This window comes from Streptomyces sp. NBRC 109706 (assembly GCF_000974485.1).
Classification (GTDB): Bacteria; Actinomycetota; Actinomycetes; order Streptomycetales; family Streptomycetaceae; genus Streptomyces.
In genome coordinates, this window is record NZ_BBOM01000004.1 from 415,490 (window position 1) to 429,258 (window position 13,769).

Genomic DNA, 13,769 nt, shown 5'->3' on the forward strand with positions numbered 1-13,769 from the left:
CCTTGAACAAGTGCCACCAGTCTCCGCGTCGGGGTGCGGTAGCCACAAGGATCGCATGGTGGATCAACTACTCACGGTGCATCAGCCATGCGGACACTTCCAAGGTGAATGATGCATGGCGGATGAATCCGTTGCCATACTCCCAACTCCGCCCGCTCCAGGCCCCGATCCGAGGGACTTTCCGGTGATCGTTTCACCCGCATCCAGGACTTCGCCTCTGCGACGAGTCATGCGCAGAGGCGGCCTTCTGGGTAACGAGAAGCCGTCAAGACGGCAATGGGTGACCAAGCCGATCGCCCCTTCTCCAACGGCAGATGAGCAGAACTGTGCGACGTCGGCGACGAGATGGAGCGCTCGCCGCTGTTCGCGAGCACGCATGGCTGGAGGAACCATGACCGTTCCTGTCTCACTCATCGACAGCGCGCACGCCTACGAAGCCTCGTTAACGGTCACTGCGGAGGGGATCGCGGGCTGGCGCCGGGAGGTGGTGGCGCTGCTCGGCAGATGGGGTGTCTCACCAGAGGCCGAGGGGGTCATTCGGCTCGGCGTCTCAGAGCTGCTGTCGAACGTCGTGCGGCACTGCCCGACGCGTCGCTGTCGCCTGTGCATCGTGCGCGTGGGGCCCGACGTCGTGGTCCACGTCTTCGACGAGTCGAGATGCCTTCCGAAGCTTCCGGTAATGGACCAACTCGCCGAAGACGGCCGCGGTCTGTGGCTGCTGCGAGAGATGGCCGACGCCTTCGGCTTCATGCCCAAGCAGTACGTCTCCGACGCCGGCCCGGCGCTCGGGAAGATCGTCTGGTTCGCGTGCTGGGGCGCGGTACCGAGGGAGAAGTCCTGAGGTGGGCACCTCGGTGAGTGCGCGCCCGCCCGATGGCTGGGAATTTCTGGCACCGGAGCCGGGTCGTGGGGAGGGTACTTGGAGCCTGGGCCCATGCTGGTTCTTCTGCGGCCACCAGGTCACGGCAGTGGTGTGGCTCGGCTGCGTGACCACCGTGGGGGCCAACGCTCCGCTCTACGCGTGCGAGCCGTGCCTTGGCCTCCTTCACGCGATGGTCTGGGACTTCACCGAGGCGTCCTGGGACGCGCCGATGGATGAGGTGGGGCGGCTGCTCCCGCTGTACCCGCCGTTGGCGGCCGACGTCCCATCTGTGCCGATCCGTTACCGCAGTCGGGACCGCCCGTTCCGCACTCCGTTTGGAGCCCGGCTGTCTCGGCTGATCACCGAGCCACGCGATGAAGTCGACGACGGAGTCGCGAGCACGGCGGTTGGAGGTGCCCTCGGCGCCACGGCAGCCCAAACAGGCAGGAGCAACCTGACCGACATGTCGGCCGACGACGGAAGAACCCCCGAACGGTCATCTCCTCGCCAGAGATGAACCGTCCCCCGAGCAAGGGAGATCAACGCGATGAGTGAACCGAACCGGCCGTTGTGGGGCGGGAGCGAGGTGGCTGAGCCGGTCTCGATCGTCCGGGGCGCGGACTGGGTGTTGTGTGAGGAACGGGGCGCGGGTGCGCCAGCGGCGATCTATGGGGCGGAGTGCTTCAGCTGCGGGCAGCGGTCGCCGCTCTTCGACGATGACGCGTTGCCCGTCGCGGTCTGGTGCCTCCAACACTCACAGCAGGAGCCGAGGCACACCCGGTACCTCTCCCGCACCGAGAAGCACTGGCGGGTTGAGCGTCGGCCGGAGGAGGCCGAGGGGGGTGGGGACGGGCGGGCGAGCCCGGTCGGGGCGTTTCTGGACCGGGCGGTCGGGCCGGCGTTTGTCGGGGTGATGTGCCTGCTGACCGCCGCCTCCGGACTGTTGCCCGCCCTCGTCAACTGATAGCTGACCACGCTAGGAGAGTTACTGATGTCCATGACCCTTCCGGGACCGGGCGGGCTGCCGGTCACCTTCCATATCCTGGCCATGACCAGGGCCAACGACGCGCTGATGGTGCGTGGGGAGAAGAGTCCGGGCGACGAGGGCTGGGTCCTTCCGAACGGCACGGTGCCCGCCGGGCAGTGCCCCATCCTCACCGCCCGCAAGACCCTGACGAAGGCCACCGGCTACGACCGCGCGCTCACCGACGTACTGGCGTTCACCCTCACCACCGACGACCGGGGCGCGGTCAACGGGGTGACCTACGTCCTGGACGGAGATGTGGTGCCCGAGGTGCCGCCGATGGAACCGAACCCGAGCGTGGGGTGGGTGCCGCTGCGCGAGTTGCACGAGCCGCCGGGGCTCTACCAGTACGCGATCATCGCCGCCGGCCGCCGCCGCGCCCTTCCGCTCCTTGTCGATGGCGACCGTCCTGAGGCTGCCTTCCACTGAGCACAGCACAGCATGCGACCGGCCGCTGCCGACCAGTGGCGGTCGGTCGCTGAACACCACTCGAAGACAGAGGAGTCAGTCATCTTCCCCGGCCACGCCGTCGTCGGCGCCTACCTGCGAGCCTTTCGTCGCGACCGGAAGCTGAGGCTCACCGACGCCGCCCGCACCATCGGCGCCTCCGCTGCCAGGGTCTGCCGGATGGAACTCGGCACCTCGGAGAGCAAGCCCGACGCCGTCCACGCCCTCCTCAAGAGCTACGGCCTGTACTGCCCCCGCTGCCTGAAAACCATCAACGAGCTTCTTGCCCCGCCCGCCGCACGCGATCGATTCGTCGACACCCAACCCGGCTGCCACACGCGCCTCCGTGCCTGCGAACAAGACGCCAACCGGCTCCGCTACTTCAGCTCCTACCTCATCCCGCCCGCCTTCCGCACCCACAGCTACACCACGGCCCTCCGTGCATCCGACGCCCTCAGCGCCCACCTCCCCTGGTCCACCCACCACTCTGCCGAGCTCGCCACCGAGGTTGTCGGCCCCGACACCCCGACTCGCCGCTATGGGACCCATCTCTGGCTCCCCACCACCGGACTCACCACCCGCGAAGCCACCCTCATTCTTGACGCGTCGGTTCTCCGACGCACCGTCGTACCCCCCGGTGTTCTCGCCGAACAATTGCGCGCCCTACGAGATGCCGCGCACCGCGGACGCCTCACCCTCCGCGTCCTCCCACTGACCGCTGGCGCCAGCGGGTACCCCGGTGCCCTCACCGAAATCACCCGCCGCAGCACCCGCCTCTACGTCCAGCCCGCCGCCCGTTGCTTTCACTACAGCGCGTCGGGCTCCACTGCCACCTCCGCCGAATGGTGCTTCACGAACAGCGAGAACGAAGCCCTCTCCGCAGAGGGCAGCCTCGCCGCCATCGAGGAAGCCGCCATCCAACTCGCCCAACTCGCCGAGCGGGACGCAGCCGCCAGTTGGTTCTCCTGACGAGACGACTGGCCGCCCGGGACCTCCCGGTGCGATGGCGGACCCGGTCGCGTCTTCGGCGTGAAATAAACCTGTGCTGAAAGGTTTTCCCAAATTCGCCGTCGCTGAAGTGGGCTAATTGACCCTGCCCGGGCCTGACTTGTCAGGCATCATGGCCGCACAGCATGGTGCTCGGGTATCGCAGGGGGTCGGGTTCGGTGAATTGGCGGGCGGCGCTTTCCATGGCGTTCGTGGCCGGCTTGGTGGCGTGCGGGAGTTCGACGGATTCCGGCCGGGCTGAGCAGGTCGATCCGGAACCTCCTTCCCCGTCCGTGACGCCTGTGGAAGAGGATGAGGCCGTTGCGGCCTACACAGCGATGTGGGAGGACGCGGCCGTGGCCTCGCGAACCTCGGACATCGATCACCCCAGGTTGGATGACCACGCTGCGGACAATGGGTTGATGCTTCTCGAATTCATTATCTCCTGGAACGCCGATAATGGGCATGTCGCCAGAGGGCGCCCCTCGCATGAGGTGTCGGTGGTCGAATCCTCGGCCGAACAACGGGTGTTGCAGGATTGCCTCGACGAAACCGAATGGCTTCTCTACACGCCTGAGGGAGATCCTGTGGATGACCTTCCAGGGAACCGTCGGACGGCTCACGCCACGGTCGAGCTGCGCGAGAGCCGCTGGCTGGTCACCGACCTGTACCTGGAAGAACCAGGAACATGTTGAGACGCCGCAGGCACGCTCTGCTTCTTTCCACAGCTATCACCTGTCTGTTGCTTGACTCAGCGCCGCCTGCTTTTGCCAGTGGCGCCGTTCCGTCGAATGGCGACGTGTCCTGCGAGGGCGGAAGCTGCCGCCTGACCGCTTCCACGGGGGAGCAATTTTCGGCGGCTCAGGACGCTGACCGCTCACCTGGTCGGGCTGAAGCAACTGCGAAGCCACGCCCTTCCGAGTCTGGGCCCAAGGAAATCCCGCGGCCTGACTGGGAACCTCCGCGGCCGTGCTCGGCGAACCTTTCCGGGCCGAGTGTCACGTCCGGTCTCTGCTTCGTGAAAGCTCCTACGAGGACCGGGCGCCAGCGCCAGGAGAGGCCCGTCCCCGACGCGGCCGAGGTCGGGCGTATGGCGGTGGAGCAGTTGGAGTTGCCCTCGCCAGTCATTCACATGAGTCCGTCCGAGGATGCCTATCAGATGGTTCGGGTGCCGACGTGGTTGTGGATCGGGTCGGAGGGGTGGGGGGCGGTGGAGGAGACGGCCAGTGTTCCCGGGGTTTCTGTGACGGCGGTGGCGCGGCCGGTGCGGGTTCGTTGGTCGTTGGGGGATGGCAGCGTGGTTGTGTGCTCCGGGCCCGGGACGCCGTTTTCGGCGGACTTCTCGCCGGGGGATGAGTCGCCGGATTGTGGATACACCTATACGCGTTCGTCGCTGGCGGAGCCCGGTGGCGTCTTTACGGTGTCTGCGGAGCTTGAGTGGGACGTCGTCTGGGAAGGCGCGGGTGAATCCGGGCGAGTCCCCGGGCTGCGTACGTCCTGGGAAGTCCCGGTAACCGTGGATGAGATACAGGCCCTGGTGGTGGATCAGCCCAGCCGGTGAGTCCGGGGCGTTCGGCGGCCCGTTTCTTGTTCATTTTCCTCTGTGGAGTGGTGTGTTGAGTCCTTCCTTGTCTTCTGCGGCCACGTCGGCGCGGTCGGCGGCGCCTGCCCGGGGTGTGGCGGTGCCCGGGGTGGTGCGTCGGCGGCCCGGTTGGGTGTGGGGTGGGGCCTCGGTGTGCCTGGCGTCGGCGGTGGGGTTCGCGGCGTTGGTGGGGGAGGCCGGGGATCGGCGGGCGGTGTTGGCGGTGGCGGATGATCTGCCGGCCGGTCATGTGATCGCGCCCGGGGATCTGCGTGAGGTGCGGGTGGCGGCGGATGGTGGGGTCGTGGCCGCGAGTGAGATGCGGACGGTGGTGGGGCAGTTGGCAGCGGTGCCGTTGACGCGCGGCTCGTTGCTGGCGCCGGGGCAGGTGGCGGGCGAGGCGGCGTATCCGCCGGAGGGGTTCTCCGAGGTGGCGTTCGCGGTGGCGGCCGGTGATGCGCCGAGGGTGGAGCGGGGGCAGCGGGTTGCGGTGTTTCCCGGGCGGCAGGCGGGAGAGGACGGTGCGGTGCCGGGCGGTGTGGTGGGCACGGTGAGCGAGGTGGCGGAGGTGGGATCCTCGACTGGGATGCGGTTGACGTTGTTGGTGGAGTCGGCGGCGGCTGAGCGTGCGGCCGTGCTGAGCCATCCCCGGGTGGCGGTGCTCTCCTCGCAGGACGGCTCGGGGGACGGGGACGAGCGGTGAGGCGTCTGATCGCATGCGCCTCCGTGAAGGGTTCGCCGGGGGTGACGACGACGGCCGTGGCGCTGGCCGGGGCGTGGCCAGTGGATCTCGACGGTGGGGTGCGTCCGGCGGTGGTCGAGGCCGATCAGGCCGGTGGTGACCTGGCTGCTCGGCATGGAGTCCCGCACAGTCCCGGGCTGTTGGACGTTGCGGCTGCGGCCCGGAGGGCGCAGCCCGGTTCGTTGTTGGGGGCGGCTTCGAATCTCCCGATCGGGGTGCGGGCGGTGCTGGCTCCCGCGGGTGCCGGTCAGTGCCGGGAGGCTGTGCGCCTGTTGGAGGAGGACCGGGGGCGAACACTGCGCGGTGGCCCTGAGGATCGCGGCTCGGTGGTGGTCGACGTGGGGCGCGTCGAGTCGTTGACGTCGGGGCTTGTGGCGCTGGCGGATGCGGTGGTCCTGGTGTGCCGGGCAGGCGTTGACTCGCTGGCTCATGTGCTCGCCTTTCGCGAGGCCCTCCCGGCTTGGGATCAGCGTCGGGTCGTGCTGGCCGTGGTGGGGCCGTGCCCCTATCGGGTTGCTGAGGTCGGGGCGGCTGTGGGGGTGGAGCGGGTGGTCGTGTTGCCGTGGGCGCCGCGTTCGGCGGCGGTGTTGTCCGGCGCGGCCGTGCCGCGTCGGTTGCGCGGGTCCGGGTGGCGGCCCTCGGCGCTCGCCTCGGCGGCGGCGCGACTGGCCGAGCTGTTGGCCGAGGCCGGTATCCGGAGCGAGGACCTGGTGGGGAGCGGGCGGTGAGGGTCACGGGCGGGCCTTCGGAGTTGCTGCTGCCGGGGCAGCTGGCGCCTCCTTCGACCTGGGCGGAGGCGATCACAGAGAGCGTTCTGCAAAGGCTGGCGCAGTACGCGCACGCGAGGGAGTCGGCGGGCCTGCCGCAGGAGAGTGGTGAGGAGCATCGGGCGACGGCGGCTCGGCTGGTCGCCGACGAGTTGCAGCGCCATGCCCGCGCGGAGCTGGCTGCCGGGCGCCCCTCGCCGAGCCCTGAGGATGAGTCGGCCGCCGCCGAGAGCGTCCTCGACGCGGTGTTGGGCGCCGGCATGTTGGAGCGTCTGCTGGCGGATCCCGAGGTGGAGAACATCACCGTCAATGGGGCCGACCGGGTCTGGCTGCGGTTGGCCGATGGGACGAAGCGTCGCGGGCCGGCGGTGGCGCGGTCGGACGAGGAACTGGTCGAGCTGGTGCGCCTGTTGGCGGCACGGGCCGGTGAGGACGAACGCCGCTTCGACCGAGGCGTTCCCAGCGTCAATGTGCAACTGCCGGACGGTTCACGGCTTTTCGCGGCGATGGCGGTGACGCGGCGGGTCTCCCTGTCGATCCGTAAACACCGCTTCACCCGGGTCACCCTGGCGGACCTGGTCCGGCTGGGCATGTGCGACCAGATGGTGGCGGATGTCCTGGCGGCGATGGTGCGGGCGCGGAAGAACATCGTCGTCGCGGGCGGCACCAACGTCGGCAAGACGACGTTCCTGCGGGCGCTGGCCTCACAGATCCCGCCCGAGGAGCGGTTGGTGACCATCGAGGACACCTTCGAGTTGCGGTTGGACGCCGACAGCCGCGCGCATCCGGATGTGGTGGCGATGCAGGCGCGGGCGGCCAATATCGAGGGGCAGGGGGCGATCGACCAGGCGGAACTCGTGCGTTGGGCCCTGCGGATGTCCCCCGACCGCGTGATCGTCGGCGAGATCCGCGGGTCGGAGGTGGTGCCGATGTGCAACGCCATGAGTCAGGGCAACGACGGGTCGCTGTCGACCATCCACTCCTCGACCTCGCGCGGGGTGTTCACCAAGCTGGCCGCCTACGCGGCGCAGTCCCCCGAGCGGTTGTCGGCGGAGGCGACGAATCTGCTAGTCGCCTCGGCGGTGCACTTCGTCGTGCACCTGGGCTGGGACGCGGCTCGTCGGCGGGCCGTCACCTCCATTCGGGAGGTGCTGGACGCCGACGGCAACCAGGTCGTCTCGAACGAGGTCTTCGCGCCGGGGCCTGATGGTCGCGCTGTCCTGTCCGCGCCCCTGCGGCCGGAGACCATGCGTGAGTTGGGCGACGTCGGGTTGCCGTTGGATGCCCTCAGCAGTGGATGGGGGTTGTCGTGACGGTGCACGACGTTTTCGTACCGCTGGCCGTCGTGTTGGGCGGGGCGGCGGGGGCCGGCCTGATGCTCGGCGTGGCCGGCCTTCGGCGTACGGCTGCCAGGCCCAGTGCGCGGTGGCCGGTGTGGGGCTGGTGGCGATCCTGGTCGAAGCCCCGCCTTTTCGTCGCGTTGGTGGCCGGTCTCCTGGCGGTGGCGGTGACGCGGTGGCCGGTAGCGGGCGTGCTGGTTGTCGTCGGTGTGGTCGCTCTGCCGCAGCTGCTGGGGCCGGATCGGCGGGGCGCTCGGCGGATCGAGCGGATGGAGGCCATCGCCACCTGGACGGAGATGCTCCGGGACACACTCTCGGCCGCCGCCGGGCTGGGGCAGGCCCTGTTGGCCACCGCCCCTCTCTCACCGGGCCCGGTGCGGACAGAGGTGGCGGCCCTGGCCGACCGTATTCGCGCGGGACAGCCGTTGCCCGAGGCACTGGAACGGTTCGCGGTCGAGATGGACGACCCGGCGGCGGACACCGTGGTGACCGTGCTGCGGGTCGCCTCGCACCGGCAGGCCGCGCAACTGGGCCCGCTGCTTGGTTCCCTGGCCGAGGCCGTGCGCGACCAGGTCGCCATGCGGCAGCGTGTCGCGGCCGGGCGTACCAGCACCCGCACGTCGATCCGCGTCTGCTGCGGTACGACGTTGACCCTGGCGGCGGGGCTGATGGTCTTCAACCAGCCCTACCTGGAGCCCTTTGGCACACCGCTCGGTCAACTGGCTCTGGCCATGGCCGGGGCCCTGTTCGCGGCCTCGTTCGCGTGGCTGCACTCCATCGCGCGCGTCAGCGAGCCACCGCGTCTGCTGTCCCGCGATAACGCTCTCGCGGATGGCGGCGCCCGGGTGATGCCGGCGCCGCGCTCGGCGGTGAGCCGATGATCCCGATCCTGTTGGGCGCGTTCTTCGGCGCCGGTCTTGCCGTCCTCGCCTATGGGCTTCGTCCGCCGCGTCCGCATCTGGCCAGTGCGTTGGCACGCCTGAGCCGGCCAGCTCGCTCACCCGAGGATCGCGAAAAGCCCCGATCCGGCCGGCCGTTGGAACGGTGTGGTCGCGGGCTGGTACCGCTGCTGCGAACGACCGGCCTGCCGTCCTCGGCGCTCCGACGCGACCTGGTGGTAGCCGAGCGCGGCGTCGAGACGTTCCTCGCCACCAAGGCTGCCACGGCCGGGATCGGGCTCCTTCTCCCCTGGCTGGCCTGCGCCCTCTTGACCGTGGGTGTCGGCTGGACGGGCTGGTGGATGCCGACCTCCGCCAGCCTGTTGCTGGCCGTCGCCTTCTTCTTCCTCCCCGACGGTGAGGTACGCGGACTCGCGCGCCGACGCCGGGAGGAACTTCGCCACACCCTCTCCGTGGTGCTCGACCTGACGGTCATCTCCCTGGCCGGCGGCGCGGGCATCCACCAGGCGCTCCACGACGCCACCAACGCCTGCCGGGGCTGGGCCGCAGGCCAGATGCGTCAGGCGCTGGCCGCAGCCCAGGTCACCCGCACCAATCCCTGGCAGCATCTCGGCGGCCTCGGCCGGCGCACCGGCGTCAGCGAACTGGAAGAACTGGCCGGCACGGTCATGCTCGCCGGCACGGAGGGCGCGAAGGTCCGCGCGTCCCTCCAGGCGAAGGCCCAGGCGATGCGCCGACGCCAGCTCACCCAGGCCGAGGGCGCGGCCCAGGCGGCCACCGAGCGCATGGCGTTCCCCGTCCTTCTCCAGTTCCTCGGGTTCCTCACCTTCATCGGGACCCCGGCCCTCTCCCACGTCCTGTCCGGTCTGTAGGACCAGCCCTCCCACGTTCGTTCCATCGGAAAGCACCACCATGCTCCTGCTGCTCAAGCGCCTCCCCGTCCGCGTTCGCCGTCACCTGCGGACGGTCCGCCGACGCCTGTCCACCGACGGTGGATACGCCACCGAGGCCGTGATCATCACCGCCGTCCTGGCCGTCCTGGGCCTGGCGGCGGGCGGCATCATCGCCACCAAGGTCATCGACCGCGCCAAGGGCATGGACCTGGAGGCGGAGGTCGAGATGGTCAGTGAGTAGCCGACGAGACCGTGGTGCCGTCTCCGCGCAGCTGGTCGTCCTGACCCCGGTCCTGATGTTGTTGCTGCTGGTCGCCGTCCAGTTCGCCCTGGCCTGGCACGCCCAGCACATCGCGCAACTCGCGGCCTCCCAGGGCCTGGCGGACGCCCGCGCGGCGGACGGCGACGAGTCGGCGGGAAGCGACGCGGCCCAGGCTGCCATCGACAACACGGCCGGGCGGGTTCTGCGTCAGGCACGCGTTCATACCTCGCGGACCGAGTCGGCCGCCTCTGTCCGCGTCGACGGCCAGGTCCTCCCGCTCATTCCCGGGCTCAACCTCACCGTCAGCGGGTATGCGGAGGGGCCGGTCGAGCGGTTCACCACCCCGGGGGGCGCCCCGTGAACCCCCGAAGGGACGACGGCTCGGCCTCCCTCGAACTGGTCCTGCTCACCCCCGTGTTGATCCTGTTGACCATGCTGGTCGTGGGTCTGGGCCGGGTTGCCGACGTCCGCATCCGGGTGGAGGACGCCGCCCACCACGCCGCCCGCGCGGCCTCCCTCGCCTACGACACCGAGCGCGCGCAGCACGCCGCGCATCAGGCCGCCGGCGCGGCCCTCGCCGGCTGCGCCCAGCACTTCGTGAACCTCGATCACGACGGCCTGCTCCCCGGCAGCACGGTGACGGCGACTGTCTCCTGCCGAAGCGACCTCACCGACCTCGTCGGCACCGGCCTGCCAGGGGCCCTCACCCTGACGGCCACCAGTACCTCGCCCGTCGATACCTACCGGAGTACCGAATGACGTCGGTCAGCAGCAGACTGCGGCAGACGCGACGGGCAGCAGCCGGTGACGAGGGGCAGATCACCGCGTTCGTCGTGGGGATCTTCGCCGGACTCTGGCTGGTGGCCGGCATCGTCATCGACGGCGGGATGGCCCTGGTGGCCAAGACCAACGCGCTGAACACCGCCCAGGAAGCGGCCCGCAGTGCGGCTCAGCAACTCGACATCACGGCCCTTCGCGCCGAGGCCGACACCCGCCTGGACGAGGAGAGCGCCCAAGCCGCCGCACTGGACTATGTCGCCGCCACCGGGGGAGAGGCCACCGTCCGGGTGGCCGGAGACCGCGTCACCGTCACCGTCACCCGCCAACAACCCACGCAGATCCTGCGATTGGTCGGACTCCACCAACTGGCCGTCAGCGGCGAGGCCGTCGCCAGGGCAGAACGCGGAACCGCTCGCACGACGCCGGAGGAAGACCGTTGACCAGAATCCGGCCACGGAGGGACGAGAACCGAGCCGGCGCGGTAGCCGCCGCCGGTGCGTTGCTCCTGCTGCTCATCGGGGTGCCACTCGTCCTCGCGGCGGCCACCGGACTGCCCTGGCCACAACGCACCACCGGCCTCGACGACCTCCTCGACCGGCTCGCGCAACCGCCCACCGACCCGTTGATGGTCCAGATCCTCGCGCTGCTGGGCTGGTTGACCTGGGCGGCGATGCTGACGACCCTGGCACGGGAGGCCGTCTGGTACCTCCGCAACCTTGTGCACCTGCGCGCCGATGGCGACCTGCACCGCGCCCACCTGGAGACATTGAACGTCCCCCGGCTGGTGGCCGCCCTCTGCGTCGGCACCGTCGTCGTCGCCGTGCTGGCCACCCTCCGCACCGCAACGGCGAGCGCTCTGGTTCCCCCGGCGACGGCGGTCAGCCTGAAGGCCACGAACACGATCGCCGAAGAGCCCGAGATAAGGCAGCACACCGCGTACACCGTCCGGCCCGGAGACACCCTCTGGGAGATCGCCGGACGCTGTCTCGACGACCCCATCCGCTGGCCCGAGATCTACGCCCTCTCCACCGACCTCGCCCAACCGGACGGCGGTCGGCTGACCAACCCCGACCTCCTCCGCCCGGGATGGACCCTCCACCTTCCGGTAGAAGCGGAGCCACCTCCGCCGTCCGAGGACCGTCCCGACGAATCCACCGACCACCCCGGCGCCCCGCAGGAAGCCGAGGAGGAAGACACCGTCAAAGCCCCGGAGGTCGGGGCGCCGCGACCCGTCCACGTTCCCCTGGGCCCGGCCGCGCTGATCGGCGTCACCCTCGCCGCCGGTATCACCGCAGCCGTCGCACGATCCCGCCTCCGCGCACGTCGCCACCACGACGCCGACCTCACCGTTGACACCGCACCCGCGCCCCTCAGCAGCGCCGTGCGCAACGCCACCCATGCCACCCTCGCCGCCATCCGCGCCGAACGCGACCAGGCCGAGGCCGCAGAGGCCGAGATCACCCGACGACCACCGTCGGCAGCCCCCGCACCACCCGGCACCATCACCATCGCCCACCGCGACCACACCGAACTCGACATCAACGCCCTCGCTACGCCCGGCGGTTGGTCGTTCCACGGCGACGGCGCACCCGCAGCGGCGCGAGCCCTGATCGTCTCCACCCTCACGGCGGCCCAATGCTCCCCGGCCCGGCCACTCGCGGCACGACTCATCGCCCCGCGCACACTGCTGGCCGCCCTACTCCCTGCCTCTGCGGAAACCGTCGGACGACTTCCCGGCTGCATCCGCGCCAACGACGACCAGGAAGCGCTCCGCATCGCCCAGTCCGGCAGCATCCGACGTGCCCGCCTACGGGACACCGAGGCCCCACCGGACGAGGCGGCCCCGATGGACATCCTCCTCCTGCACACCAACGTCCCGCCGGAGGCGGCCACGTTCGCCGCCGACGCCGCACCCGGCGAGCTGGCCGTACTGCACTTCGGCGACCGCCAGCTGGGCAACGCCGCCGAACTCACCGCCGACGGCACCGTCCGACACCACACCGGACCCCACGGCCCAGCCCTTCGCGGCGCCCAACTCTTCACCCTCACCGCGCAGACCGCCTCAGAACTGCTCGACTGCCTCCAACCGGAAAGCTCACAGAACGAACCGCCGTCGATCCCACCACAAAGTGACAAGCATGACAGCGGTATCGGGCCCGGAATTGTTAGCATTCACCAAAACCGTACGGATGTCGTCGAGAGAGAGGACAACAGCAGAGAGCCGCCCGTCAGAGTCCGACTTCTCGGCGGAATGTCACTGTTCATTCGAGAAGAAGAAAACCCCCTCGGAATGAAAGAAGCCGCCAAGGAATTCCTCGCCATCCTGGCCGCCCACCCCCAAGGGCTGCGCAACGACACCCTCACCGAACTCCTGCGCCTCTCAACCACCCCGGAACAGGCAACCAAAGACCTCGTCAACCTCCGCCGCGCCGTACGCCGCACCCTGCGTCAGGCGACGGAAAGCCGCAGCGCCGCCTTCGTTCTCCAAACCGCCGACCGCCACCGCCTCGACCCCCAACTCGTCCGCAGCGACGCCACCGACTTCACCCACGCCATCGAGACCGCCCGCCGCACCCGCGAGCCGGAAGCACGCACCCAAGCCCTGGAACGAGCGATCGACCTCTACCAGGGGCCCCTCTGCGACGGCGCCGACTACCCCTGGGCCGACGAACTACGCCAGTGGCTCCACCACAAGGCCATCGACGCCGCGATCCTCCTGGCCGACCACCACACCACCCACTCCGAAGACCACCACCAGGCCCGCAACCTCCTGGAACGCGCCGCCGGATGGGAGCCCACCTCCGAACCGATCTGCCAACGCCTCATGCGCCTGCACCTCAAGAACGGCCACCCCGAGGCCGCTCACCACGCCTACCAACGCCTTGCCCGCCACCTCAAGGAGATCGGCGTCCGCCCCGGCGACACGACCCGCTCCCTCCTCACACCGCCGACACCACGGACCCCACCCCCTCGGTCGACGCGGCCTCCCGCCGCCCCCACGAGGCCCGCCCCCTCCCGGCGTTGAACCCGCTGCCTGCGACCGGTCCCCTCCCTGCTCCACAAGGCCGCTCCTGCCAGTGATCCCGTCGAGAACGGACCACCCGGCCCGCACATAGCCGCAGGCCAGGGGCACGCTCACCAGGCCCGGCCCGTCGCGACTGTAGATCGGTACAGGTAACGAACC

16 protein-coding genes are annotated in these 13,769 nt (G+C 69.9%); all 16 read left to right on the forward strand.

Annotated features, from left to right (window positions below; translation table 11 throughout):
• The first annotated feature begins 391 nt into the window (after positions 1 to 391).
• Positions 392 to 841 carry an ATP-binding protein gene (locus AOM46_RS01560; protein WP_062204418.1) on the forward strand — a complete coding sequence of 150 codons (450 nt, stop codon included), beginning with the start codon at positions 392 to 394 and terminating at the stop codon, positions 839 to 841.
• Between the two features lie 568 nt (positions 842 to 1,409).
• Positions 1,410 to 1,826: a hypothetical protein gene (locus AOM46_RS01570; RefSeq protein WP_062204424.1), complete on the forward strand. Its 417-nt coding sequence runs from the start codon at positions 1,410 to 1,412 to the stop codon at positions 1,824 to 1,826.
• A 27-nt stretch (positions 1,827 to 1,853) separates the two neighbouring features.
• Complete coding sequence (locus AOM46_RS01575; RefSeq protein WP_062204427.1) at positions 1,854 to 2,315, forward strand: NUDIX domain-containing protein; 462 nt, start codon at positions 1,854 to 1,856, stop codon at positions 2,313 to 2,315.
• Positions 2,316 to 2,327: 12 nt separating this feature from the next.
• On the forward strand, positions 2,328 to 3,302 hold the full coding sequence (locus AOM46_RS01580; protein WP_062204430.1) for a Scr1 family TA system antitoxin-like transcriptional regulator: 975 nt from the start codon (positions 2,328 to 2,330) through the stop codon (positions 3,300 to 3,302).
• A 221-nt stretch (positions 3,303 to 3,523) separates the two neighbouring features.
• Positions 3,524 to 4,015, forward strand: coding sequence for a hypothetical protein (locus AOM46_RS01585; protein ID WP_158920182.1), 492 nt, complete (start codon positions 3,524 to 3,526; stop codon positions 4,013 to 4,015).
• Between the two features lie 395 nt (positions 4,016 to 4,410).
• Positions 4,411 to 4,881, forward strand: coding sequence for a hypothetical protein (locus AOM46_RS01590; RefSeq protein ID WP_062204436.1), 471 nt, complete (start codon positions 4,411 to 4,413; stop codon positions 4,879 to 4,881).
• A gap of 172 nt (positions 4,882 to 5,053) precedes the next feature.
• A complete protein-coding gene (locus AOM46_RS01595) occupies positions 5,054 to 5,605 on the forward strand; it encodes an SAF domain-containing protein (protein WP_234313582.1) in 552 nt (183 codons plus the stop codon).
• Between the two features lie 41 nt (positions 5,606 to 5,646).
• Positions 5,647 to 6,372 carry a hypothetical protein gene (locus AOM46_RS01600; protein ID WP_158920184.1) on the forward strand — a complete coding sequence of 242 codons (726 nt, stop codon included), beginning with the start codon at positions 5,647 to 5,649 and terminating at the stop codon, positions 6,370 to 6,372.
• A 41-nt stretch (positions 6,373 to 6,413) separates the two neighbouring features.
• Positions 6,414 to 7,724: a CpaF family protein gene (locus AOM46_RS01605; protein ID WP_234313634.1), complete on the forward strand. Its 1,311-nt coding sequence runs from the start codon at positions 6,414 to 6,416 to the stop codon at positions 7,722 to 7,724.
• Positions 7,721 to 8,632, forward strand: coding sequence for a type II secretion system F family protein (locus AOM46_RS01610; RefSeq protein ID WP_234313583.1), 912 nt, complete (start codon positions 7,721 to 7,723; stop codon positions 8,630 to 8,632). The genes AOM46_RS01605 and AOM46_RS01610 overlap by 4 nt, the downstream gene beginning before the upstream one ends.
• On the forward strand, positions 8,629 to 9,522 hold the full coding sequence (locus tag AOM46_RS01615) for a type II secretion system F family protein (RefSeq protein WP_062204449.1): 894 nt from the start codon (positions 8,629 to 8,631) through the stop codon (positions 9,520 to 9,522). Before AOM46_RS01610 ends, AOM46_RS01615 begins: the two co-directional genes overlap by 4 nt.
• 40 nt (positions 9,523 to 9,562) lie before the next feature.
• A complete protein-coding gene (locus AOM46_RS01620; RefSeq protein ID WP_062204451.1) occupies positions 9,563 to 9,784 on the forward strand; it encodes a hypothetical protein in 222 nt (73 codons plus the stop codon).
• Positions 9,777 to 10,166: a TadE/TadG family type IV pilus assembly protein gene (locus AOM46_RS01625; protein WP_062204454.1), complete on the forward strand. Its 390-nt coding sequence runs from the start codon at positions 9,777 to 9,779 to the stop codon at positions 10,164 to 10,166. The genes AOM46_RS01620 and AOM46_RS01625 overlap by 8 nt, the downstream gene beginning before the upstream one ends.
• Complete coding sequence (locus tag AOM46_RS01630; RefSeq protein WP_062204457.1) at positions 10,163 to 10,564, forward strand: TadE family protein; 402 nt, start codon at positions 10,163 to 10,165, stop codon at positions 10,562 to 10,564. Before AOM46_RS01625 ends, AOM46_RS01630 begins: the two co-directional genes overlap by 4 nt.
• Positions 10,561 to 11,025, forward strand: coding sequence for a pilus assembly protein TadG-related protein (locus tag AOM46_RS01635; protein ID WP_062204460.1), 465 nt, complete (start codon positions 10,561 to 10,563; stop codon positions 11,023 to 11,025). Before AOM46_RS01630 ends, AOM46_RS01635 begins: the two co-directional genes overlap by 4 nt.
• The gene (locus AOM46_RS01640; RefSeq protein WP_158920186.1) at positions 11,022 to 13,610 is read left to right on the forward strand and encodes a BTAD domain-containing putative transcriptional regulator; all 2,589 of its coding nucleotides are present in this window, start codon (positions 11,022 to 11,024) and stop codon (positions 13,608 to 13,610) included. Before AOM46_RS01635 ends, AOM46_RS01640 begins: the two co-directional genes overlap by 4 nt.
• Positions 13,611 to 13,769 lie beyond the last annotated feature (159 nt).

What these genes read in the sequence shown, in the direction of transcription:
- AOM46_RS01635 (WP_062204460.1), top strand. Translation starts at nt 10,561, where the DNA reads ATGACGTCGGTCAGCAGCAGACTGCGGCAGACGCGACGGGCAGCAGCC.
- AOM46_RS01590 (WP_062204436.1), top strand. Translation starts at nt 4,411, where the DNA reads ATGGCGGTGGAGCAGTTGGAGTTGCCCTCGCCAGTCATTCACATGAGT.
- AOM46_RS01575 (WP_062204427.1), top strand. Translation starts at nt 1,854, where the DNA reads ATGTCCATGACCCTTCCGGGACCGGGCGGGCTGCCGGTCACCTTCCAT.
- AOM46_RS01620 (WP_062204451.1), top strand. Translation starts at nt 9,563, where the DNA reads ATGCTCCTGCTGCTCAAGCGCCTCCCCGTCCGCGTTCGCCGTCACCTG.
- AOM46_RS01570 (WP_062204424.1), top strand. Translation starts at nt 1,410, where the DNA reads ATGAGTGAACCGAACCGGCCGTTGTGGGGCGGGAGCGAGGTGGCTGAG.
- AOM46_RS01580 (WP_062204430.1), top strand. Translation starts at nt 2,328, where the DNA reads ATGCGACCGGCCGCTGCCGACCAGTGGCGGTCGGTCGCTGAACACCAC.
- AOM46_RS01585 (WP_158920182.1), top strand. Translation starts at nt 3,524, where the DNA reads ATGGCGTTCGTGGCCGGCTTGGTGGCGTGCGGGAGTTCGACGGATTCC.
- AOM46_RS01560 (WP_062204418.1), top strand. Translation starts at nt 392, where the DNA reads ATGACCGTTCCTGTCTCACTCATCGACAGCGCGCACGCCTACGAAGCC.
- AOM46_RS01615 (WP_062204449.1), top strand. Translation starts at nt 8,629, where the DNA reads ATGATCCCGATCCTGTTGGGCGCGTTCTTCGGCGCCGGTCTTGCCGTC.